The organism is Streptosporangium sp. NPDC048047 (assembly GCF_040653115.1).
Taxonomy (GTDB): Bacteria; Actinomycetota; Actinomycetes; order Streptosporangiales; family Streptosporangiaceae; genus Streptosporangium.
The window spans coordinates 19949-42893 of the sequence record NZ_JBEZNH010000063.1 but is presented as its reverse complement, the minus strand read 5'-3'; the positions used below and the strand labels follow the sequence as shown (position 1 = coordinate 42893).

General features: G+C 75.4%; 12 protein-coding genes and 1 pseudogene. 11 read left to right on the top strand and 2 right to left on the bottom strand.

Translation table 11 applies throughout. From position 1 onward, the window contains the following. A pseudogene (locus AB0D67_RS33680) lies at window positions 1-199 on the bottom strand (thiamine pyrophosphate-dependent dehydrogenase E1 component subunit alpha); the annotation flags it as partial. 509 nt (window positions 200-708) lie between these two features. Here AB0D67_RS33680 and AB0D67_RS33675 point away from each other — a divergent pair. The 11 genes from AB0D67_RS33675 to AB0D67_RS33625 all read left to right on the top strand — a co-directional run bounded on the left by AB0D67_RS33675 (window position 709) and on the right by AB0D67_RS33625 (window position 22349). Further along, complete coding sequence (locus tag AB0D67_RS33675) at window positions 709-6648, top strand: amino acid adenylation domain-containing protein (RefSeq protein ID WP_362944976.1); 5940 nt, start codon at window positions 709-711, stop codon at window positions 6646-6648. Then, complete coding sequence (locus AB0D67_RS33670) at window positions 6645-6824, top strand: MbtH family NRPS accessory protein (protein ID WP_362944974.1); 180 nt, start codon at window positions 6645-6647, stop codon at window positions 6822-6824. The genes AB0D67_RS33675 and AB0D67_RS33670 overlap by 4 nt, the downstream gene beginning before the upstream one ends. After that, window positions 6821-7153, top strand: coding sequence for an acyl carrier protein (locus AB0D67_RS33665; protein WP_362944972.1), 333 nt, complete (start codon window positions 6821-6823; stop codon window positions 7151-7153). Before AB0D67_RS33670 ends, AB0D67_RS33665 begins: the two co-directional genes overlap by 4 nt. Before the next feature lie 65 nt (window positions 7154-7218). Next, complete coding sequence (locus tag AB0D67_RS33660) at window positions 7219-8694, top strand: AMP-binding protein (protein WP_362944970.1); 1476 nt, start codon at window positions 7219-7221, stop codon at window positions 8692-8694. Next, window positions 8691-10580: a condensation domain-containing protein gene (locus AB0D67_RS33655; protein WP_362944968.1), complete on the top strand. Its 1890-nt coding sequence runs from the start codon at window positions 8691-8693 to the stop codon at window positions 10578-10580. Before AB0D67_RS33660 ends, AB0D67_RS33655 begins: the two co-directional genes overlap by 4 nt. Continuing rightward, entirely contained in the window at window positions 10577-12190 is a 1614-nt protein-coding gene (locus AB0D67_RS33650; protein ID WP_362944966.1) for a condensation domain-containing protein, read from the top strand. Before AB0D67_RS33655 ends, AB0D67_RS33650 begins: the two co-directional genes overlap by 4 nt. Next, window positions 12187-13683, top strand: a complete 1497-nt coding sequence (locus AB0D67_RS33645; RefSeq protein ID WP_362944964.1) for a condensation domain-containing protein — start codon at window positions 12187-12189, stop codon at window positions 13681-13683. Before AB0D67_RS33650 ends, AB0D67_RS33645 begins: the two co-directional genes overlap by 4 nt. 11 nt (window positions 13684-13694) lie before the next feature. Further along, window positions 13695-15860, top strand: a complete 2166-nt coding sequence (locus AB0D67_RS33640; RefSeq protein ID WP_362944962.1) for a non-ribosomal peptide synthetase — start codon at window positions 13695-13697, stop codon at window positions 15858-15860. Then, complete coding sequence (locus AB0D67_RS33635; protein ID WP_362944960.1) at window positions 15857-18946, top strand: amino acid adenylation domain-containing protein; 3090 nt, start codon at window positions 15857-15859, stop codon at window positions 18944-18946. The genes AB0D67_RS33640 and AB0D67_RS33635 overlap by 4 nt, the downstream gene beginning before the upstream one ends. A 164-nt stretch (window positions 18947-19110) precedes the next feature. After that, window positions 19111-20778, top strand: coding sequence for a right-handed parallel beta-helix repeat-containing protein (locus AB0D67_RS33630; RefSeq protein WP_362944958.1), 1668 nt, complete (start codon window positions 19111-19113; stop codon window positions 20776-20778). Between the two features lie 299 nt (window positions 20779-21077). Continuing rightward, window positions 21078-22349, top strand: coding sequence for an MFS transporter (locus AB0D67_RS33625; RefSeq protein ID WP_362944956.1), 1272 nt, complete (start codon window positions 21078-21080; stop codon window positions 22347-22349). A gap of 72 nt (window positions 22350-22421) precedes the next feature. Here AB0D67_RS33625 and AB0D67_RS33620 read toward each other — a convergent pair whose 3' ends face one another. Continuing rightward, window positions 22422-22874, bottom strand: a complete 453-nt coding sequence (locus AB0D67_RS33620) for a DUF1801 domain-containing protein (protein WP_362944954.1) — start codon at window positions 22872-22874, stop codon at window positions 22422-22424. Between the last annotated feature and the right edge of the window lie 71 nt (window positions 22875-22945).

Genomic DNA, 22945 nt, shown 5'->3' with positions numbered 1-22945 from the left:
GCGCGACCGGGATGTACTCCTGACCGAGGCACGTGTGGGTGGTGCCGCTCAGCTCGCCCGCCTCGAACAGCCGGAGGAGGGTGAGCTCGAAGTGCCGGATCAACAGGAGGAGTTCCAGGTCCTCCTGCTCCGGCGGTGGTGGTGTTCTCCGTGCGCCCGGGGGCGTGGTGCCCATGGGCGCGGGGACGATGACAGTCACGTGGGCGCTCCTGGCGTCGGCGACCGGACGACACGCTCGGCCGCGAAATGGCACATCGGCATGGGAGCGCTCCCAGCGGAGCGTAGAAGTCGGCCCGGTCCATGTCAATCAGGAAAGGGGTCCGGCCGAAAGGGTGTCGCGGGATAAACCGCCCTTAACTGCGGAAAAACCCCTAACAACTGGTATTCCGTACTCCTGACAGTTTGAAAACAACCCTGAAACCTTGACGGCATTCGCGGCCGATCCCTAGCCTCCTCCGTGGGAACGCTCCCACCAATCGCGGCCCCATCGGCCCCCGAAGTGCCCGGACCGGCACCCGTACCGCCGGGCGCCCGCACCCCGAGGCGCCGGGGGACAGCCGCACCGCACCCTCATCGGAACACGTCCCCGGACCGGGCCACCCGGTCCGGCAGCCCGTCATGGAAACCGCCCGCGAGGGCGGCTTCTCCCACTCCGCCGCCGGGGAACCCGCACCGTTCCCCTCCCCCCTTGAGCACGGAGGTCCTCAGGTGACGAACGCCAGTCTCTCGCCGGCCAAACAGGCGCTGCTGGCCCGGCGGCTGGGCGGCCGGGCCGTCACCACCGCCGTCCCGCCACGCCCGCCGGGCACCGTGCCGCCGCTGTCCCCCGCCCAGGAGCGACTGTGGTTCCTGGAGCAGTACGCTCCGGGCACCGCCGCCTACACCGTGGCGTTCGCGGTCCGGCTGGAGGGCGGGATCGACGAGGACGCCCTCGCCGGGGCGCTCACCGACGTGGCCGCCCGGCACGAGAGCCTGCGCACCCGGCTGGTCACCACCGAGGACGGCGGGCCCGGCGTCGTGATCGACGAGACGCCCGCGGTGGAGCTGACCGTCACCGACGACCTCGCCGCGGTGGACCGGGAGACGGCGCGGCCCTTCGACCTCGCCCGGGGCCCGCTGCTGCGGGCGCTGCTGGTCAGGATCGCCCCGGACGACCACGTGCTGCTGCTCACCATGCACCACGCCGTCACCGACGGCTGGTCCTGCGACATCGTCATGGAGGAGCTGCTCGCCCTGCACGACGCCCGCCGGGGCGGCGAGGGCGATCTCGCCCCGGTGCCGCTGCAGTACGGCGACTACGCCTGCTGGCTGGCCGGCCGGGACTACGACCGCGAGGTCGGCTACTGGCGGGAGAAGCTGACCGGACTGCCGCCGCTGGAACTGCCCGCCGACCTGCCCCGGCCCGCCGAGCAGCGCTGGGAGGGCGCCGTCCACGGCATCGCGCTGGACCCCGAGCTCAGCCGGGCGGTCACCGAGGCCGGCCGGGCGCGCGGGGCCACGCCGTACATGACGCTGCTGGCCGCCTTCCAGGTACTGCTCGGTCGCTACGCCGGGCAGGAGGACTTCGCGGTCGGCTCCCCGGTCTCCGGACGGAACCTGCCGGAGCTGGAGCGCGTGGTCGGCGTGTTCGTCAACTCGCTGCCGATGCGCGCCGACCTGTCGGGCGCCCCCACCTTCGCCGAGCTCCTCGACCGGGTCAGGGACACCGCGCTCGACGCCTACGCCCACCAGGAGCTGCCGTTCGACCGGCTGGTCACCGAACTGGCCGTGGAGCGGGACGTCAGCCGCTCGCCGGTCTTCCAGGTGATGTTCGCACTGCAGAACTACCGGTCGGCGCCGCTGCGCACCCCCGGGCTGACCATGTCCGCCCACCCGGTCGAGACCTCGGCCAGCCGCTTCGACCTGGCGCTGTACCTGTTCGAGACGCCCGAGGGGCTGCGCGGCAACCTCACCTACAGCACCGCGCTGTTCCGCCCCGACACGATCGAGCGGATGGCCGCCTGCTTCGAGACCCTGCTGCGCTCCGTCGCCGCCGATCCGGACACGCCGATCTCCGAGCTGGAGCTGCTCCCGCCGGACGAGCTCCGCAGGATCGAGCTGTTCGGCGGCTCGGCCCCCGCCAGGCCCGCCGGTGACGACCTGCTGCACGAGGCCGTCTCCGCGCAGGCCGTACGCACCCCGGACGCCGTCGCCGTCGTCGCCGGGGACGACTCGCTCACCTACGCCGAGCTGGAACGGCGCGCGGGCCACCTGGCCCACTCCCTGCGGCGGCTCGGCGTGGGCCCGGACGACCGGGTCGCGATCTGCCTGGAGCAGTCGGCCGACCTCGCGGTCGCGGTGCTCGGCGTGCTGAAGTCCGGCGCCGCCTACCTCCCGCTGGACCCCGAGCACCCCGCCGAACGGCTCGCCTACGTGCTGTCCGACGCCGGTGCGCGGGCGGTCGTCACCGTTCCTGAGCTGCGCGACCGCCTGCCCGGCGACCTGCCGGCGGTCGATCCGGCGGATCCCGGCGGACCAGCCCCCGGGCCGGTGGACAGCGGCGTCACCCCGGATGACCTGGCCTACGTCATCTACACCTCCGGCACCACCGGACGGCCCAAGGGCGTGGCCGTGCAGCACCGCCAGGTCGCCGTCTACCTCGCCGGCGCGCGGGAGCGGCTGGAGGTGGAGCCGGGCGGGACGTTCGCGCTGCTGCAGTCGCTCGCCTTCGACTTCGGCGTGACCGTCTTCTACCTGTGCCTGATGAGCGGCGGCACCCTCCACCTGGTCCCGTCCCGTACGGCCGGGCCCGAGCTGGCCGCCTACCTCCGCGAGCACCGCGTCGGCCACCTGAAGATCACCCCGTCCCACCTGGCGGCGTTGATGGCCGACACGCCCATGGACGAGCTGCTCCCCTCCGAGCTGCTGATCCTGGGCGGAGAGGCAGCGCCGCGCGCCTGGGCCGCGGAGCTGGCGGCGGCCGGACGGTGCCGGGTGGTCAACCACTACGGCCCCACCGAGGCGACCGTCGGCGTCACCACCTACGCCGTCGAACCGGCCCGCCCCGCCGCCCCGGGGGCCTCCGCCGGGCGTGGGACGTCCGCGGGATCGGGGACGTCCGCCGGTCCGGAAACGGACATCGGCTCCGGTACGGCGCTGCCGATCGGCTCGCCGCTCCCCGGCGCCCGCGTCCGGGTGCTGGACGCGAACCTGCGGCCGGTCCCGGTCGGCGTCCCCGGCGAGATCCACCTCGGCGGTGACCGGCTGGCCCGCGGCTACCTGGGACGGCCCGGCCTGACCGCCGACCGGTTCCTGCCCGACCCCGACGGCGGCCCCGGCGCCCGGATGTACCGGACCGGAGACCTCGGCCGCTGGCTGCCCACCGGCGACCTGGAGTTCCTCGGCCGCCGCGACCTTCAGGTGAAGATCCGCGGCTACCGGGTGGAGCTGTCGGAGGTGGAGGCGGTGCTCGCCCGCTTCCCGGGCGTGGCGCACGCGGTCGTCGAGCTGCGCGGCGAACGGCTGGTCGCCTACCTGGTCGCGGAGGGCACAGGAGCGGCCGGGGCCGCCGGAGTCGCCGGCGCTTCCGAGGACGCCCTGCCCGCAGGGACCGCCGGAGCCGGGTCCGCGTCCGCCTTCGCCGGAGCCGCGGGGGTCGTGCCCGCCGAAGCCGCGCCCGCCGGGGCGGCGGAGCTGCGCGCGTGGCTGGCCGACCGGCTCCCCGACCCCATGATCCCGGCCCGCTACGTGTGGCTGGACGAGCTGCCGCTGAAGTCCCACGGCAAGGTGGACCGGTCGCGCCTCCCCGACCCCGGGGCCGACGCCCCGGCCATCGGGTTCGTCCCGCCCCGCACCCCGGCGGAGGAGACGGTCGCCGCGATCTGGGCGGACGTGCTGGAGCTGGAAAGGGTCGGCGCGCTCGACGACTTCTTCGACCTGGGCGGCCACTCCCTGCTCGCGATGCGGGTCGTCGCCCGGCTGCGCAAGGAGGTCCCCGGCCGGCCGCTCACCGTGCTGGAGCTGTTCAAGCACCGAACGGTCGCCGATCTGGCCCGTCTGCTGGAGAGCGGCGACGAGGGCCCCCGCGGCCTGCTGCACCGGCTCACCCCCGCTCGCGCCGCGACCGCGACGCTGGTGTGCGTGCCGTTCGGCGGCGGCAGCGCGGTGATCTACCAGCCGCTGGCCGACGCGCTGCCCGGCGACTGGGCGCTGTACTCGGTCGCGGTGCCCGGCCACGAGCTGGGCGAGGAGGCCCGGCCCCTCGACGAGGTGGCGCGCGGATGCGCCGAGGAGATCCTCGCCGGGATCGACGGCCCGCTGGTGCTCTACGGCCACTGCGGTCTCGGCGTCATGCTCGTCGCCGAGATCGCCCGCCTCCTCCAGGAGGCCGGCCGTCCCATCGAGGCGGTCTACCTGGGCGGGGTGTTCCCCTTCGCCAAGCCGGGCCGCGGCCTGGACTGGTTCGGCGACCTCATGGACCGGCTGACCTCCGACCAGGGCCGGATCAACGCGCTCGCCGCGGCCGGCCTGGACGTCGAGGAGTTCGACCGCGACCAGCTCAAGCTGATCATCGCCAACCGCCGCAAGGGCACCCGGACGGCCGAGCGCTACTTCACCCGCCTGTTCGAGGAGGAACGCGAGCCGCTGGCGGCTCCGGTCATCTCGGTCGTGGGGGAGCGGGACCCGGCCGCCGAGTTCTACCAGGAGCGCTACCTGGAGTGGCTGCGGCTGTCGGACACCGCCGCGTGCGTGGTGCTCGACGAGGCCGGGCACTTCTTCGTCAAGTACCGGGCCGTGGAGCTGGCCGACATCCTCACCGGCACCCACCGGGCCATGGCCGAGGGGCGGACCGCGGCGCTGCGCCGTACGGAGGAGTCCACCTGGTGGCTGCAGGGCTTCCGCGGACCGGACGCCCCGGCGGAGGAGACCGGGTACGCGGACGCCGGCGAACCCGGCGGACCGGACGGGCGGGAGGGGTCCGCCGGAGAGGCCGGCGCGGACGCGGCCGGCCGGTCCGGCGCGCCCCCGGGGACCGGGCGAGGGCCCGGCGGGGACGCGGACGCCGGGCGGGATCCGGGGGACCGCAGGCCCGCGCTGCGTCTCGTCCACGGCGAGGGTTCCGGTGAGGGCCCCGGCGACGCCGGAGTCACGCCGAGGTCGCCGCGGCCGAGCATGCGGCGGTTCCTGCTGGTCGCGGTCGGACAGCTCGTGTCGATCACCGGGTCGGCGCTGACCGAGTTCGCCATCCCGATCTGGATCTACCTCACCACCGGCTCGCTGACGAAGTTCGCGCTGTTCGCGGTGCTGGGGCTGGTGCCCGGCATGCTGGTGGCGCCGCTCGCCGGCGCCATCGTCGACCGCTACGACCGGCGGAAGGTCATGCTCGCCGGGGACATCGCCGCCGGCGGGACCCAGCTCATCCTGGGCGTGCTGGCATGGACCGGCACACTGGCCCCCGAGCACATCTACCCGCTGCTGGTCTGCCTGTCGGTCGCGCTCACCTTCCAGCGCTTCGCGTACGGCTCGGCGATCCCGCAGCTCGTCCCCAAGCGGTTCCTCGGCCACGCCAACGGCGTCGTGCAGATGGCCACCGGCACCGCCCAGCTCGTCGTGCCGCTGATCGCGACCGGCCTGATGGCGACCATCGGGCTCGGCGGCATCCTCGTCATCGACGTCGTCAGCTACGCGATCGCCACGGGTGTCCTGCTGTTCGTACGGTTCCCCGCGGGAATGCCGTGGCGCCGCCGCGAGAGCGTCATGGCCGAGATGATGAACGGTGTCCGCCACTCGTGGGGCAACCCCGGCTTCCGCGGCATGCTGCTGTTCTTCGCGGCGCTCAACGTCTTCCTGTCGCCGCTGTTCCTGATGATCTCCCCGCTGGTGCTGTCGTTCGCCGGGCTCGACGACGTCGGCCGGGTCTCGTTCTTCGGCGGCCTCGGCGTCTTCCTCGGCGGGTTCGCGATGACCGCCTGGGGCGGCCCGCGCCGCCGGCGGCTGCGCGGCGTGCTGCTGGCCACGCTCGCCCTGTCGGTGTTCTGCGTGCTCACCGGTCTGCAGGCGAGCCTGCCGCTGATCGCGGCCGGCGCGTTCGGCATGTCGATCTGCCTGACCCTGCTCAACGGCGTCTACGCCACGATCATCCAGGTCAAGGTGCCGCAGCGGTTCCACGGCAGGGTCATCGCGCTCAACACCCTCGTCGCCTGGTCCACGCTGCCCATCGGCTTCGGCCTGGTCGCGCCGTACGGCGGGCAGGTGTTCGAGCCGCTGCTGGCGCCCGGCGGGCCGCTGGCGGACACCGTCGGCGCGCTGATCGGCACCGGGGCGGGCCGCGGCATCGGGTTCATGTACACCTGCTTCGGCCTGGCCATCGCGGCCGTCGCGCTGATCGCGATGCGGGTGCCGGTGCTGGCGCGGTTCGACACCGACGTGCCGGACGCGCTCCCCGACGACCTGGTCGGGTTCGAGGCGGTGCGGAGCCGTACCACCGGCGCCGCCGGAAGCGGCGCCGGGACGGATCCCCGCACGGACGCCGGTACGGGTTCCGCGCCGGACGCGGAGCGGGACGCCCGGAGGGACACCGCGAACGCCGCGACGGTCGCCGGGACGGACACCGCGCGGAGCGTGACGGACACCGACAAGACGGAGAAGAAGGAAGAGGTCATCGCATGAGTTTCCTCGTGGTGCTGAACGATGAGGAGCAGTACTCCGTCTGGCCCGCGGGCCGGGAACTGCCCGAGGGCTGGCGGGCCGAGGGGTTCGAGGGGCCGAGGGAGGACTGCCTCGCCCACATCGACCGGGTGTGGACGGACATGCGCCCGCTCAGCCTCCGGCGGTCGCGGGCATGACCGCCCGGGACACCGTCGCGGGGGACTCCGCCGGGTACGCCGGGAGCCCGGCGGACGCCGGCCCCGTGGACGCCGGTCTCGCGGCCCGGCTGGCCCAGATGATCTCCGACGCCTGCGACGGCCGTGTCACGCCCGAGGAGATCCTCGCCACCGGCACGTCGTCCCCCGGCGTTCCCCTGTCCGCGCTCGGCGTCACCTCGCTCGCGCTGCTGCGCCTCATCGACGCGGTGGAGGAGGAGTTCGACGTCGTCCTCGACCTCGACGGCGGCGCCGCCTACCTCGACAGCTTCCCGCTGCTGGCCGGCCACGTGGCCGAGGGGACGCGGTGAGGACGGCGGGCGCGACGGGCGGGGCGGGCGCGCCGGCCGTACCCGTCCCGAGGACAGTGCCGGAGATGCTGCGCCTGCGCGCGGCCCAGGACCCCGACCGGGAGGCGCTGGTCGTCGAGGGTGGCGGGTCGATGACGTTCGCCGACTGGGACCGCCGCGCGGACGCCGTCGCGCACGGCCTCCTCGACCGGGGGGTACGGCACGGCGACCGGGTCGGGCTGCTGTTCGGCGGCTGGGACTGGGTGGACTTCGCCGTCGCCTACTGCGCGGTCCAGCGGGCCGGGGCCGTCGCCGTGCCGCTGTCGGAGCGCCTCGCGCCCGCCGAGGTCCGGCACATGCTCGGGCACTGCGCCGCCTCGGCCGTCGTGGCCGGCCGCGACCTCACCCCGCCGCCGGGCGACCACCCCGTCCTGCGTCCCGCGGAGCTGGAGGGGGACGCGGCCGGGCCGGTGGACGTGCGGGTCGGGCCGGGGGACCTCGCCCAGATCCTCTACACCTCCGGCACGACCGGCGTGCCCAAGGGCGTGGCCGCCAGCCACGCCAACCTGGCCCACGGCTGCGAGACCCGGCCCAACCGCCGCAGGTTCGGGCACTCGCGCCACCTGCTGCACGCCTTCCCGATCGGCACCAACGCCGGGCAGACCATGCTGCTCAACGCCCTCGACGCCCGCCCGGCGGTGCTCACCCTCGGCCGGTTCACCCCGGGCCGGTTCACCCGGCTGATCGAGACCCACCGGGTCGGCACGGTGTTCGTCGTCCCGGCGATGGCGATCGAACTGCTCAACGCCGGCCTGCACACCCGCCGCGACCTGTCGAGCGTCGTGCTGCTGGGGTCGGCCGCCTCGGCCCTGCCCCCGGCGGTCGCGGCGCGGCTGGCGGAGGCGTTCCCCAACGCCACGATCACGAACTACTACACCTCCACCGAGGCCGCGCCCGCCCAGACCATCATGATCTACGACCCGTCCCGGCCCGGGGCGCTGGGCAGGCCCGCGTTCGGCGGCTCGCTGCGGATCGCCGGCCCGGACGGCGAGCCGCTGCCGCCGGGGGAGGCCGGCGAGGTCTGGATGCGCTCACCCACCGCGCCCCGCTCCTACTACCGCGACGAGCGGGCCGACGCCGAGGCGTTCCGCGACGGCTGGGTCCGGATGGGCGACCTCGGCCGCCTCGACGCCGACGGCTACCTCCACCTCCTGGACCGGGAGAGCGACGTGGTCAAGTCGGGCGCGTTCAAGGTCTCGACCCTCCAGGTGGAGGCGGCTCTCTACGAGCACCCGGACGTCGCGGAGGCCGCGGTGGTCGGCCTGCCGCACCCGGTGCTCGGCACCGCGATCGCCGCGGCCGTCGTCCCGCGCTCCGGCGGGGTCACCGGCAGCGGGCTGCGCGCCTTCCTGACGGAACGCCTGGCCGGACACGAGATCCCCGAACGGGTGCTCGTCGTCGACACCCTGCCCAGGAACCAGTCAGGAAAAGTCATCAAAAGGGAGTTGCGGGGGCTGTTCGACGCCGCCGCGACCGCTCGCACGGAAGGCACGACGACATGACGGCATCCCTGGTCGACGAGTGGGACCGGGCGTCCCTGGCACAGCACGGCATGTGGGTCACCGAGCGCGCGGGCGCGGGCGGCCGGGTCTACGCCATGCCCCTCGCCGTCCGGCTGGACGGCCCGCTGGACGTGGACGCGATGCTCGCCGCCTGCGCCGCGGTCGCCGTCCGCCACCCCGTGCTGGCCGCGGCGATGACCGAGCGGGACGGGCTGCTGCGCCTGCTCCCCGGCCGGACGCCCCCGCAGGTCCGCTTCACGGACCTGACCGGCGACGCGGACGGCGGCGCGAACACCGTCACGAACGGCGGCGCGAACGCTGTCATGGACGGTGGCGTGAACGGCGGTGTGAACGGCGGCCCCGCCGGTGACGAGGCCGGGAACGCCGGGGCCGCCGGATCCGCCGGGGCCGCCGGGACCGTCGAGGCCGCTGCGGCGGAGCTGGTCGAGGCCGAGATCGCCCGGCCCTTCGACCTGGAGACCGGCCCGCCGGCCCGGTTCACCCTGGCCCGCCTCGCACCCGGACGGCACCTGCTGCTGCTCGTCGTCCACCACGCCGTCTTCGACGGCATGTCCAAGGACGTCGTGCTGGCCGACCTGGCCGCCGCCTACGGCGGGCGCGCCCTCGCGCCCCTGGCCGTGCCGTACGGCGAGGCCGCCCGCGCCGAGCAGGACCGGGTGGACGCGGGGATCGCCGCGGCCGCGGAGTTCTGGCGGGAACGGTGGCACGACGACCGGGAGATCCTGCTGCCCGGTCTGACGGCCCCGTCGCTGCGCGCCGCCCCCGGTGAGACGGCCGGACTCGACGCCGCCGCACTCGGCTCCGGGCTCGCCGCGGTCGCCGAACGGCTGGGCGTCACCCGCTTCGAGGCACTGATGGCCGCCCTGCACGTGCTGCTGCACGCCTACGGCAACGAGCGGGTCGCGGTCGCCGCGGACCTGTCCACCCGGACGGAGGAGACCCGCGACCACGTGGGGCCGTTCGTCAACGAGCTTCCCGTGGTGTCCGCGCCGCACGGCACGTCCGCCGGATCCGCCGGTGGGAGCGGCTCGCCCACCGGGTCCGCCGGCGAGGGCGGCGCGTCCGCCGGGTCCCCCCGCGAGAGCGGCGCGGCCGCCGAGGCCGCCTGGGAGAGCGGCACGTTCGCCGAGTTCGCCCGGAGGACGCGCGAGGAGCTGCGGGCCGTCTACCGGCACCGCGAGGTGCCGCTGGCCCGTGCCCTGGGCGGGATCAGCCCGCGCAGCGCCCTCACCCCCGTCTCGGTCAGCTACCGCCGCCGCACCGGCCCGGCCCCCGCCTTCGACGGCCTGGACGCCTTGGTGGACTGGGCGATGTTCAACGGCGCGGTCCGCAACACCCTGCACCTGCAGGTGGTGGACGCACCCGAGGGGCCGGAGGCGCGGCTGCTGTTCAACCCCCGGGCCATCGACCGGGCCGGATGCGAGAGCGTCGCCGCCGACCTCGTCGCGCTGCTGCGCGGCGCCGCGGCCCGGCCCGACGCCCCGCTCGGCGAGCTGCCGCTGCCGTCCCGCGTGCAGGGTCCCGCCGTCGCGGCCCCGGCGGACGCTGCCCGGGCGGCCGGCACGGGCCTCACCGCGGGCTCCGGCGTCGTCGGCTCCGGGAGCGGCACGGACGTCGGCCCAGATGCCGGCACGGGCGCCGACGCCGAGATCATCGCCGAGGTCACCGCGATCTGGCGGGAGCTGCTGGACGTGGACGAGATCGAGCCGGACGACGACCTGTTCGACCTCGGCGGCCACTCACTGACCATCACGCAGATCATCGCCCGGGTCCGCGACCGGTTCGGCGTAGAGCTGTCCTTCGAGCTGTTCATCGACACCCCGACCGTCGCCGGCGTGACCGGTGAGATCGCCGGGTCCCGGTGACGGGCGACCCCGCCGCCCGGCGGGCGTCCGTGACGGTCGAGTTCGCCGGCGCGCGCGGCGGGGAGGCCCCGCTCACCTGGGGCCAGCAGGCGTTCTGGCGGCTGACCCGGTGGCTGGACGACGGCGACCCGTACTTCAACATGCCCTGGACGCTGCCCGTCCCCGGCCGGTACGACCTCGACGCGGTCCTCGCCGCGCTGCGCGGGCTCGTCGAGCGGCACGAGACGCTCCGCACGACCTGCGCGCAGACCCCCGAAGGGCCCGTGCAGCGGGTGGCCCGGCAGGGCCGGCTGACGGTCGGGGTGGCCGAGGCCGGGCAGGCCAGGCCGCTCGCCGTGGCCGCGGAGATCGCCGCCGGACTGGCCTCCACCGGGTTCGACTACGCCGCCGAGCCGCCGCTGCGCTGCGTCGTCGTGACCGGCGAGGGACGGCCCCGGGCGATCGCCTTCGCCCTGTCCCACCTCGCGGTGGACGCCTGGACGCTGGACATCCTCGCCGCAGACTGGAAGGCGCTGCTCGCCGGGCGGGAACTGCCCGCCCCCGCCTGGCAGCCGCTCGACCAGGCCGGATTCGAACGCGAAGGGGCCGGCGCCGCGCGCGGGGCCAGGGCGTTGCGGCACTGGCGGGCGGAGCTGGAGACGACGCCCCTAACCCTGTTCGACTTCCCCGGCGTCACCCCGGAGGAGCCGCGGTTCGTCCGGATCGGCATGGAGTCGGCCGCCATCGCCGCGGCGGCCGAGACGCTGGCGGAACGCTGGTCGGTCAGCACCGCCAGCGTGCTGACCACCGCGAGCGCCGTGCTGCTGTACGCGCTGACCGGGCACCGCCGGGTGGCCATGCAGCTCATCGTCGCCAACCGGCACGACCCCAGGACCGGCGCGATGGCGGGCACCGCCGTACAGGACGGACTTTTCGTCCTCGACCTGTCCGGCGGGACCTTCGCCGACGCGGCGCGGACCGGGCACGGGCGGGCGCTGACCGCCTACCGCAACGCGCACTACGACCCGTTCGCGATGATGGCGCTGCGCGAGGAGGTCGGACGGGAACGCGGCGGGACCGTGGACCTGTCGGCCTACTTCAACGACGCGCGGTCCGTCGGCCACTGGCCCAACCTGCCCCGGGTCGAGCCGCCCGGCGATCCCGCCGCGATCGCGGCGCTCACCGGGCGGACCCGGACGTTCCCCGTCGGCGCGTGGCCCGAGGTGGACGCGACGGTGTTCTTCTCCACCACCCCCGCCACCCACACCTGCGGCCTCCACCTGCTGGTGGACACCGCCCGCCTGCCCCGTTCCACCGCCCACGAGCTGCTGCTGGGGATGGAGACCCTGCTGGTGAGCAGTGTGGCCGGGGAGGTGCCGCTCGGCGCGGTCGCGGAACTGTGCGGGATCACCCCGGTCACCCGGCCCCACGGGAGCGGTCCGGGAACGCCCGGAGCGGCGGGCGGGGACGCGGGGACGGATCCCATGGAGCCCACGGAGGCCGTGCCCGTGGAGGCCGCGCGCGTGGAGACCGTTCCCGCGGTGGCCGTGCCCACGGAGGCCGTGCCCGTGGAGGCCGCACGCGCCGTCAGGGCCGCCGAGGACGTGGCCGCCGGGGGAGGCGTCCGATGAGCGCCGACCGGCGGGCCGCGCTGCTCGGCCGCCTGGCCGCGCTGCCGCCGGGGGAGCGCCGCGCACTGCTCGCTCGCGCCCGTGAGCGGGCCGCCGGCTCAGGGACGGCCGGCGACGTCGCGGGTACGGCGGACACGGCGGACACGTCGGGGACCGGTTCCGGGAACGACGCCGGGACAGCCGGGACGGAGGAGTGGCCGCTGTCGTTCGGGCAGGAGCGGCTGTGGTTCCTCAGCCGCTTCGACCCGGCCGACACCGCCTACCACACCCCCTGGTGCGTGACGCTGCGCGGCCCGGTGGACGCCGAGGGGCTCGCCGCCGCCTTCACCCGGGTGACCCAACGGCACGACGTGCTGCGCGCCCGCTTCCGCCTGGCCGGGGACCGCCCCGTGCAGGTCATCGTGCCCGCCGCGCCCGTCACCGTGGAATGCGCCGACGTCACCGGCGACCCCGCGCCCGCCGTCGTGGAGTTCGTCAACCGGCCCTTCGACCTGGAGAACGACCCGCCGCTGCGGGTGGCGCTGCTGCGCCTGGCCGCCGGGGAGTTCGTGCTCTGCATCGTCCTGCACCACATCGTGGTGGACGGATGGTCGCTGGACGTCCTCATGCGGGAGCTCGCCGAGTGCTACGCCGCGTACCGCGAGGGACGCGAGCCGGTCCTGGCCGAGCTGCCCGTGCGGTACACCGAGGTCGCGGCCGAGGAGCGGCGCCGGGCCGGGCACGACGACGGCGCCCACCTGGCTTACTGGACGCGGACGCTCGCCGGCGTGCCCGTCCTCGACCTGCCCGCGGACCGTCCCCGCCCTCCGCGCTGGACCGGCCGGGGCGGGCGGGTGGAGCTGGCCGTACCCGACGAGGTGGTCTCCCGGCTGGAGGAGACCGCCAGGAAGCGGCGCTGCACCCTGTTCATGGCCCTGCTCGCCGCCTACCAGGCGGTCCTCGGGCTGGCCGCCGGGCAGGAGGACCTGTGCGTCGGGGTGCCGGTCGCCGGGCGGAGCCGGACCGAGCTGCAGCCGCTGATCGGCTACTTCGCCACGACCATGGTGCTGCGCGCCGACCTGTCGGGCGACCCGACCTTCGAGGAGCTGCTCGGCCGGACCCGCAGGGCGGTGTTCACCGGCATGCAGCACGCCGAGGTGCCCTTCGAGCGGATCCTCGGCGCGCTGCGCCTGCCCCGCGACCTGAGCCGCCCGCCGCTCTTCCAGGTGATGTTCAACCTGCACAACCTGCCCAAGGACGACCTGCTGCGGACCTCCATGGCCGACCTCGAGGCCGAGGTCTACCCGGTCCCGGCGGCGGGCCGTACCAAGGCCGAGGTGTCGGTGGACGCCTGGCGCGCGCCCGAGGGACTGGGCGGCCACCTCGACTACAACAGCGACGTCTTCTCCGCCGGGACCGCGCGGCGGCTGGCCGGGGCCTTCACCGAACTGGTGGAGCGCGCCGGGGCCGACCCCGGACTCCGGCTGTCCGACCTGAAAGGCATCCGACCGTGACGACGACGGCGATGACAACGACGACCGCACGACCGACGGCACGACCGGCGGCGCAGACGACGGGAACGGAACCGGTGACCCTGCCGGGGCTGGTCCGGCGCCGGCTGGAGGCGGCCCCCGAGGCGGTGGCGGTCACCGGGAGCGGGGGCGAGCTGACCTACCGCGAGCTGTGCCGGCGGGTGGACGACCTGGCGGCGGTGCTGCGCGGGCACGGCGTCGGCCCGGAGTCCCTCGTCGGGCTGTGCATGGAGCGCACCCCCGGGATGGTGGTCGCGCTCCTGGCGGTCTGGGCGGCCGGCGGCGCGTACGTCCCGCTCGACCCGGCCTTCCCCGCCGACCGGCTCCGGATGGTGCGCGAGGACGCCGGGATCGACCTGGTGCTGACCCAGGACGGGGTGGACGGCGACCTGCTGCGCGGCGTGTCCCGGGTGCTGCGGCTCGGGTGGGACGGCGCCGCTCCGGCGGACGCCCGCCGCGCCGCCGTCCCCGGCGCACCCGGCGCGGATCCGGCGTACGGCGACGCCCCGGTATACGGCGACGTCCTGGCGTACGGCGGCGCCCAGGCGTACGGCGACGCCTCGGGGTACGGCGACGTCCTCGCCCCCTGCTTCCCGGCCGGGGGAGACGGCGCCGCTCCGGCCACGGCGGCTCCCGCCGGGGACGATCCCACGCCGCCGGGCGCGCTGGCCTACCTGATCTACACCTCCGGCTCCACCGGACGTCCCAAGGGCGTGGCGGTCCCGCGTGAGGCGGTGACGAACCTGCTCGTCTCGTTCGCCGGTCTGCTCGGCCTCACCCCGGCCGACCGGTGGCTGGCCGTCACCACCCTGTCGTTCGACATCTCGGTGCTGGAGCTGCTGCTGCCGCTGTCCGTCGGGGCCCGGGTGGTGCTGGCGGACGCCCGCGAGGCGTCCGACGGCCGGGCGCTGCGGGAACTGGCCCTCGCCGAGGGGGTCACGGTCATGCAGGCCACCCCCGCGACGTGGCGGATCCTGCTGGAGGCCGGCGGAGTCCCGGAGGCCGTGCGGACCCGGCTGTGCGGCGGCGAGGCCCTGCCCCGCGACCTGGCCGACGAACTGCTGGCCGGCGGCGCCCGCCTGTGGAACGTCTACGGCCCCACGGAGACCACCGTGTGGTCCGCCGCCGGAGGGGTCCTGCCCTCCCCGGCCCCGATCGACCTGGGGGAGGCGATCGCCGAGACGTCGCTGTACGTCCTGGACGACACCGGGCTGCCGGTGCCCGGCGGCGAGGTCGGCGAGCTGCACATCGGCGGGACGGGCGTGACACGCGGCTACCACGGCATGCCCGCCAGGACCGCGGACCGCTTCCTGCCCGACCCCTGGTCCGGCCGGCCCGGGGCGCGCATGTACGCCACCGGCGACCTCGTCCGCCTCGGCCCCGGGGGGCGCCTGGAGTACCTCGGCCGGGCCGACCAGCAGGTCAAGATCCGCGGCTTCCGGATCGAGCTGGGGGAGATCGAGACCGCGCTGCGCGCCGCCCCGGAGGTACGGCAGGCCGCGGCGGGCGTGTGGACCGGACCCGACGGCTCGCCCCGGCTGGTGGCCTACGTGGTCCCCGCCGGGGACGAGCCCCCCGCGGGCCCCGGCACGGTGGCGGGCGAGCCCCCCGGGGGGCCGGCGCCGTCCGGGGGCGCGACGCCGCCCGCGGGCGCGGACCTGTGGCCGGGGCTGCGTGAGCGGCTCCGCCGGAGCCTGCCGGAGTACATGGTCCCCGCCCACCTCGTGACGCTCCCGGCGCTGCCGCTCACCCCCAACGGCAAGCTCGACCGCGCGGCGCTGCCGCCGCCGGAGGCCGCGCCCGCCAGGATCACCGCCTACCGGGCCCCGGGGACGGCCGTGGAGGACGAGCTGGCCTCGATGTGGGCCGAGGTGCTGGGGCTCGGCGAGCCCGTCGGAGTGGACGACGACTTCTTCGACCTCGGCGGGCACTCGCTGACCGCGGCCCAGATCATCGCCCGCGTCCAGTCCCGCTACGGCGCCGCCGTGCCGATCGTGGCGTTCTTCGAGAACCCCACGATCGCCGGGCTCGCCGGTGAGCTGGAACGCCTCGACGACGACCTCGACCTGTCCGAGATCGCCGCGCTGCGCGACGAGCTCGACGGCCTCGACGCCGACGAGCTGGCCGCCGTCCTCGACGAGATGGCGCCGGGCGCATGAGGGCCCCGCTGTCCCCGGCGCAGGAGCGGCTCTGGCTCCTGCAGCGTTTCGACCCGGGAAACGCCGCCTACACCATGTACCTGGCGCGCCGCCTGCGCGGCCCGCTCGACGAGGACGCCCTCACCCGGGCGCTCACCGACGTGCTGACCAGGCACGAGAGCCTGCGCACCCGGTTCGCCGAGGAGGACGGCGTGCCGTGGGCGGTCCTCGAACCCGCCCCGCCGCCCGTCGAGTGGGTCGGCCCGGTGGACGACGGGGAGGCCCACCGCCTGGCGGCGGAGTGGATCGACACGCCGTTCGACCTCGCCGCCGGGCCGCCGGTGCGTGTCTCGGTGATCCGCGTCACCGGCGGCGAGCACCTGCTGTGCGTCACGATGCACCACATCGTCGCCGACGGGTGGTCGCTGAACGTCGTCCTCGACGACCTCGCCGAGTGCTACACGGCGCGGGTCCGCGGCGTCGAGCCGTCCCTGCGCCCGCTGCCGGTCCAGGCCGGCGACTACGGGCGCTGGCAGCGCCGCCGGGCCGGGCGGGCCGAGCCGTACTGGCTGGAACGGCTGGCCGGCCCGCCCGTGACCGAGCTGCCGTTCCGCCGCGACGGCGGTGCGACCGGGGAGGGGAGACTGCACCGCGTCGCGGTCGCGCCCGCGACGGTCCGCGCGCTGGAGGAGCTGGCCAGGGCGGCGCGCACCACCCTGTTCACCGTGCTGACCGCGGCCTACCAGGTCCTGCTGTCCCGGCACAGCGGGCAGCGGGACGTCCTGGTCGGCAGCGTCGTCGCCGGACGGGAACGGGTCGAGCTGGAGCCGATGGTGGGATACGTCTCCCAGACGGTGCTGCTCCGCGGCGACCTGAGCGGGGATCCCACGTTCGCCGATCTCGTGGGCCGGGCCCGCGGCGACGTCCTGGGCGCCCTGGGCAACCCCGCCGTGCCGTTCGAGAAGCTCAGCCACCCGGCGGACACGCTGCTGCGCACGATGCTCATCCTGCACAGCCAGGACGCCGGCCCGCGCCGGTCGTTCGGCGGCCTGGAGGTGTCCCACGTCGACGTCGGGCTGCAGCGCGTCAAGACCGACCTGATGGTCGAGGCGTGGCGGAGCGACGACGGCTCCGGCGGGCTCTCCGTGGCCTTCTTCTACGACACCGGGCTGTTCGGGGCCGAGGAGATCGGCCGCCTCGCCGGGCGGTTCACGCGGCTGCTGGAGTCGGCCGCCGCGGGGCCGGGCACCCCGGTCTCCGCGCTGCGGATCTGGACGGACGACGACGAGGCCGAACTGAGCCTCCCCGACGCCGGCCCGGCCCTCCCTGGCGGAGACGGACCGCGGACGGTGCCGGAGATGGTCGCCGAGACCGCGCGGCGGACGCCCGGCGCCGTCGCGGTGGTCTGCGGCTCCGAGCGGGTCACCTACGGCGAGCTGCTGGCCCGCGCCGACGCGCTCGCCGCCGCACTCCGCGACGGCGGGGTGCGGCCGGGCGACGTCGTCGGCGTCTGCCTGCCCCGCTCACCGGAGGCCGTCGCCGCGCTGCTCGCCGTGTGGCGGGCCGGAGCCGCCTATCTCCCGTTCGACCCCGACGTGCCGGACGAGCGGCTGGCCTTCGCGCTGGCGGACGCCTCGGCCACCCACGTTGTCACCCGGCGCGCGGCTCCCGCGGGTCTCACCGCCGTCGACCCGTCACCGCCGGGCCCGGGGACGGCCGGCCCTCCGGCGGGGGTGACGCCCCGGGACGCCGCCTACGTCATCACCACCTCCGGCTCCACCGGCGTGCCCAAGGGCGTGCTGGTCGAGCACGGCGCCCTCGCCGCGCGGGTGCGGTGGATGCGCGCGGACTACGGGCTCACCCCCGCCGACCGCGTCGTCCAGTTCGCCTCGCTCAGCTTCGACGCGCACGTCGAGGAGGTCTTCCCGGCCCTGGCCGCCGGGGCCACGCTGCTGCTCCTGCCCGACGGCGCGGCGACCCTGCCCGACGTGCTGGCCTCCCCCGAGGGCGGCCGGGTCACCGTACTGGACCTGCCGACCGCCTACTGGCACTCGCTGACCGAGGACCTGGCGGAGATCGCCTGGCCGGCCGCGCTGCGGCTGGTGATCCTGGGCGGCGAGCAGGTCTCGGCGGCGGCCGTGGCGCGCTGGCGTGACCGGTTCGGCGACGCCGTACGGCTCGTCAACACCTACGGCCCGACCGAGGCGACGGTGATCGCCACCGCCTGCGACCTCGGGGCGGACGCCGCGACGGGCCGCCCGCCGATCGGCCGCCCGATCGGCGCGACCACGGCGTACGTGCTCGGCGACGGGGGAGAGCCGCTGCCCTCCGGTGCGGCCGGGGAACTGGTCGTCGGCGGGGCCGGGGTGGCGCGCGGCTACCTGGGCCGGCCCGCCCTCACCGCCGCCGCCTTCGTGCCCGACCCCGGCGGACGGCCCGGGGCGCGCCGCTACCGCACCGGCGACCGGGTGCGCCGCCGACTGGACGGGCGGCTGGAGTTCCTCGGGCGGCTGGACGGCCAGCTGAAGGTGCGGGGTTTCCGGATCGAGCCGGGCGAGGTGGAGAGCCGCCTGCTGGCCTGCCCCGGTGTGGGGCAGGCGTTCGTCACCGCGCGGGGCGGGGAGCTCGTCGCCTACGTCACCGGCACCGCCGACCCGGCGGACCTCCGCGCCCGCCTGGAGCGGGCGCTCCCGCGCCAGCTCGTCCCGACGGGCTGGGTACGGCTCGACGCCCTGCCGCTCACCCCGGGCGGCAAGGTGGACCGGGCCGCGCTCCCCGAGCCGCAGGCCGCCCCGGCGGCGGCGCGGGTCCTCCCGCGGACCGACGGCGAGCGGCTGGTGGCCTCGATCTGGGAGGAGCTGCTCGGCACGGGCCCGGTCGGCGTCTTCGACGACTTCTTCGACCTCGGCGGCCACTCGCTGCTGGCCACCCGGGTGGCCGCCCGGATCAGGCGGGCCACCGGCGTCGAGGTGCCGATCAAGACGATCTTCGCCGCGAGCACGGTGGCGGCCCTGGCCGAGGAGGCGGAACGGCTGCTGATCGAGGAGCTGACCGCGCTGAGCGATGAGGAGGCCGAGGCGCTGCTCGCCGGGGCCGAGGAGCCCTGACCGCCCCCGGCGTCGGGGCGGGGCAGATAAATGGCCGATGACCTGCGCTTACTCCTTTCCGTAAGGGGGAATTGAGCCCGTGATCCGGCGTGTCCGGCCGGATCATGGGACGGGCGTCACCGAAGAGGCGCGCACTGTCCGGTTCGGTGAGAGGGGGCGCGCCGGTGAACGGTCCCGACGGTGTCTACAACGCCCGTGACCACGGGCTGACGGGCGACGGCGTCACCAACGACCAGCCGGCGCTGGCCGCGCTGGTCGACCGGGTCGGGGCGGCCTGCGCGGCCGACGGAAGGGCGCGCACCGTCTACTGCCCGCCCGGCGTGTACTCGATCCGGGACGCCGGCACGGTGTGGCGCAGCGGGGTGTCCCTCATCGGCGCCGGGGCGGGCGCGACCCGCTTCACGCTGTCCAACGCCGGCAACCCGGGCACCGCGGTGCCGCTGGCCTTCTTCACCGCGCTCCAGCACGGCGCCGGCCCCGGCCACCACATCGCCGACTGCACCTTCGCCGACTTCGAGATCGACGGATCCGGGGTGAGCGCGGACCCGTACGACGTGCTGGCCAAGGGGCTGGGCCTGCAGTACGTGCTCCGCGGCCGCTTCCGCGACCTGTACATCCACGACACCGCCGCCTCCGGGCTGGGCTGCGACTTCCTGCAGGACACGGTGGTGCAGGGCGTCATCGCGCTGCGCTGCGGGCGGCTGGACACCGGCACGCAGATCGGCGGCGCGGGGCTGGGCATCGGGATCGGCGGCTGGGGCGGGGTGGAACGGCTGACCATCAGCGGCTGCACCGCCGTCGGCAACGGCACCAACGGCATCTTCCTGGAACTGCAGGACGCGAAGTGGACCCCGCCGCGCGGCATCCGCATCACCAACTGCCACGCCGAGGACAACCGCTACGGCATCTCCGACTGGGGCGCCGAGGGGCTGGTGGTCTCCGCCTGCGTCATGATCGGAAACCACGAGGCCGGGTTCGACGTCTCCGGCCTGGGCACCACCGGCGTCCCCGGCCGGGGCGGGATCGTCACCGGATGCGTCATCGACGCCAACGTCCGCGACGGCGTCAGCGTCGGCAACACCCCCGGCCGCTACACCGTCACCGGCAACCGGATCAGCCGCAACGGCCGCTACGGCTACCGCGAGTACGACACCCCCGGCACCTCCGCCTTCGCCGCCGTCTCCACCGCTTCCGCGGCCTCGGTCGCGATGGTCCTCGATGGCAACGACATCTGGGGCAACGCCCTCGACGGCATCCGGACCGACAGCCCCGTCGTCGACGCCACCGTCCTCGGCAACCGGATCCGGGACAACGGCGCGCGGCGGGCCCCGGCGGCGGAGGGAGGAGGCCCGTCCGTCACCTACACGGCCACGGCCATGACCGACACCTCGGCCCGATGGGAGCCCGGCGGGCACCTCGGCAAGACCCTCACGGCCGGCGACGGCGCGGCGGCCGTGACGGCGGTCGTGACGGGCAACACCGCCACCGGGCTGACACTGGCCCCCTGGCGTCCCGGCGCGGCCTCGGCGTGGCGGGGCGAGCCGCCCGCGCCCGGCACGCCGTACCGGCTGCCGGGGTCTCCGGAGGTCCGGGCGGGCATCACGCTGAACGCCGAGGCCCGCGACTACACCGTCCGCGCCAACCGGATCTGGGACAGCGGGCGGCCGGGGACCCAGACCCACGGGCTGTGGATCACCGGTTCCGGGGGGTGCGTATCCGGCCGGGTGGTGGACAACGACCTGGAGGGCAACGCCGTCGCCGCGGTCCGTTTCGACACCGGCCCCGAGGGCGGGGAGTGGGCGCGCAACCGCGACGCCTCCCGCCCCGCCTGACCGCCCGCCCCGCCTGACCGCCGGGCCCGCCTTCCCTGGCCCGCCCCCCTGACCGTCCGGCCCGCCTTCACCCGGCCCGCCCGCCTGACGGCTCGGCCCGCCTTCGCCCGGCCCGTCTGACGGCCCGGCCGAACGGTTCCGGAGCCGTCCGTCTCCGCCCCGGCCCGGGTCTCCGCCGCCTCCGGTCCCGCCTTCCGTGATCTCGCGGCGGGGGCTGTCGCACGGGATGAGAGGGGCGTAACATCCGAGCACCCCTCATGTTGTCGGGTGCCCGGTCGTGATCGCGAGGTGCGAGCCGTATGAGCGCTGTCCAGCCCGTCCCGGAGGTCCCGGCCGCGCTCGCCGAGCCGGTGCGCAGGGTCGGGCCGTGGTGGATCACCGGCATCTCGCTGGCCAACCTCGCCCTCTGGATCGGCTATTCCGGGCCGCTCCAGATGCTGCTGCCCCTGCAGATGGCGCGGATCGCGCCGGACGGCAAGGAGACGGCGCTGGCGCTGGTCACCGGTGCGGGGGCCGCGGTGGCGATGCTGTCCAACCCGGTCGCCGGGGCGCTGTCCGACCGCACGGCCGGCCGGTTCGGCCGCCGGCACCCCTGGACGCTGGCCGGCGCGCTGGCCGGGGCCGCGGCGCTGGCGCTGCTGGCCGGGCAGGACACCGTCGCCGGCGTGATGATCTGCTGGTGCCTGGCCCAGGCCGGGCTCAACGCGATGCAGGCGGCGCTCAGCGCCGGGGTGCCCGACCACGTGCCGGTGCGCCAGCGGGGCGAGGTGTCGGGCTGGGTCGGCATGCCGCAGGCGCTGGGCGTGGTGCTGGGGGTGGTGCTCGTCACCGCCGTGGCCACCACCGTCGGGTCCGGTTACCTGTTGATCGCCGCACTGGTCCCCCTCGGGGTGCTGCCCTTCGTGCTCACCACCGCCGACCCTCCGCTGGCCGCCGCGCCCCGGTTCGACGCGCGGGCCTTCCTGAGGAGCTTCCGGATCAGCCCTCGCACCCACCCCGACTTCTTCTGGGCCTGGCTGACCCGCTTCCTGATGCAGCTCGGCAACGCGATCGCCACGCTCTACCTGCTGTACTTCCTCACCGACGCGGTCGGCTACGAGCGGATCTTCCCGGGGGAGAAGTCCGAGGACGGCCTGCTCGTGCTGATCCTCATCTACACCGCCGCCGTGGTCGTCACCACCATCGTCTCGGGCGTCGTCTCCGACCGGCTCGGCCGCCGCCGGCTCCTGGTCGTGGTCTCCGGCCTGATCAGCGCGGTCCCGGCGGTCCTGCTCGCGTTCCGCCCGACCTGGCAGGCGGCCCTGGTCGCCGCGGTGATCCTCGGAGTCGGCTTCGGCGTCTTCCTGTCGGTCGACAACGCCCTGGTCACCCAGGTGCTGCCCGCCGCCGACGGGCGGGCCAGGGACCTCGGCGTCATCAACATCGCCAACTCGGGCCCGCAGGTCCTCGGGCCGGTCATCGCCGGCCCGATCGTGGCGGGCGCCGGCGGCTACCCGGCCCTCTACCTGGCCTCCGCGGCGCTGACGCTCCTCGGCGCGGTCCTGGTCGGGAAGATCCGCTCCGTCCCCTGACGGGAGACACCCCGCCGGTCCGGCCGAACCGGCAGGGAACGGGGCCCGGCGGCTCCCCGGTGCGCGGGGGCCTCAGCTCACCGCCTGCTTCACCAGCGCGGCGATCCGCTCCTCCACCTCGGGCGTCACCTCGGTCAGGGCGAAGGCGACAGGCCACATCGCGCCCTCGTCCAGCTTCGCCACGTCGCTGAACCCGAGCGTCGCGTAGCGCGTCTTGAACTTCCCCGCGTTCTGGAAGTGGCAGACGACCTTGCCGTCCAGCGCGTAGGCGGGCATGCCGTACCAGAGCCTCGGTTCGAGCTCCGGGGCGGTGGCCCTGATGACGGCGTGGACGCGCTCGGCCATGATCCGGTCGGTGTCCTCCATCTCGGCGATCTTCGCGAGGACGTCCCGCTCCGCCTCCGCCGCCTTCTCCTCCCGCGAGGCGCGGCGCGCCGCCTTCTTCCGCTCCTGGGCGTGGTCCTTCATCGCGGCGCGCTCCTCGGCCGTGAATCCCTCGTAGGTGCCGCTCTCGTCGCCGGCCATCGTCATCACTCCTGTCGGTACGGGTGTGCGGCCGGGCGGGACGTCCCGCCCGGCCGCCGTGGTCACAGCAT

Coding starts and splice junctions, on each gene's coding strand:
- AB0D67_RS33670 (WP_362944974.1), top strand. CDS start 6,645: ATGAGTTTCCTCGTGGTGCTGAACGATGAGGAGCAGTACTCCGTCTGG.
- AB0D67_RS33665 (WP_362944972.1), top strand. CDS start 6,821: ATGACCGCCCGGGACACCGTCGCGGGGGACTCCGCCGGGTACGCCGGG.
- AB0D67_RS33660 (WP_362944970.1), top strand. CDS start 7,219: ATGCTGCGCCTGCGCGCGGCCCAGGACCCCGACCGGGAGGCGCTGGTC.
- AB0D67_RS33655 (WP_362944968.1), top strand. CDS start 8,691: ATGACGGCATCCCTGGTCGACGAGTGGGACCGGGCGTCCCTGGCACAG.
- AB0D67_RS33645 (WP_362944964.1), top strand. CDS start 12,187: ATGAGCGCCGACCGGCGGGCCGCGCTGCTCGGCCGCCTGGCCGCGCTG.
- AB0D67_RS33640 (WP_362944962.1), top strand. CDS start 13,695: ATGACAACGACGACCGCACGACCGACGGCACGACCGGCGGCGCAGACG.
- AB0D67_RS33635 (WP_362944960.1), top strand. CDS start 15,857: ATGAGGGCCCCGCTGTCCCCGGCGCAGGAGCGGCTCTGGCTCCTGCAG.
- AB0D67_RS33625 (WP_362944956.1), top strand. CDS start 21,078: ATGAGCGCTGTCCAGCCCGTCCCGGAGGTCCCGGCCGCGCTCGCCGAG.
- AB0D67_RS33620 (WP_362944954.1), bottom strand. CDS start 22,874: ATGGCCGGCGACGAGAGCGGCACCTACGAGGGATTCACGGCCGAGGAG.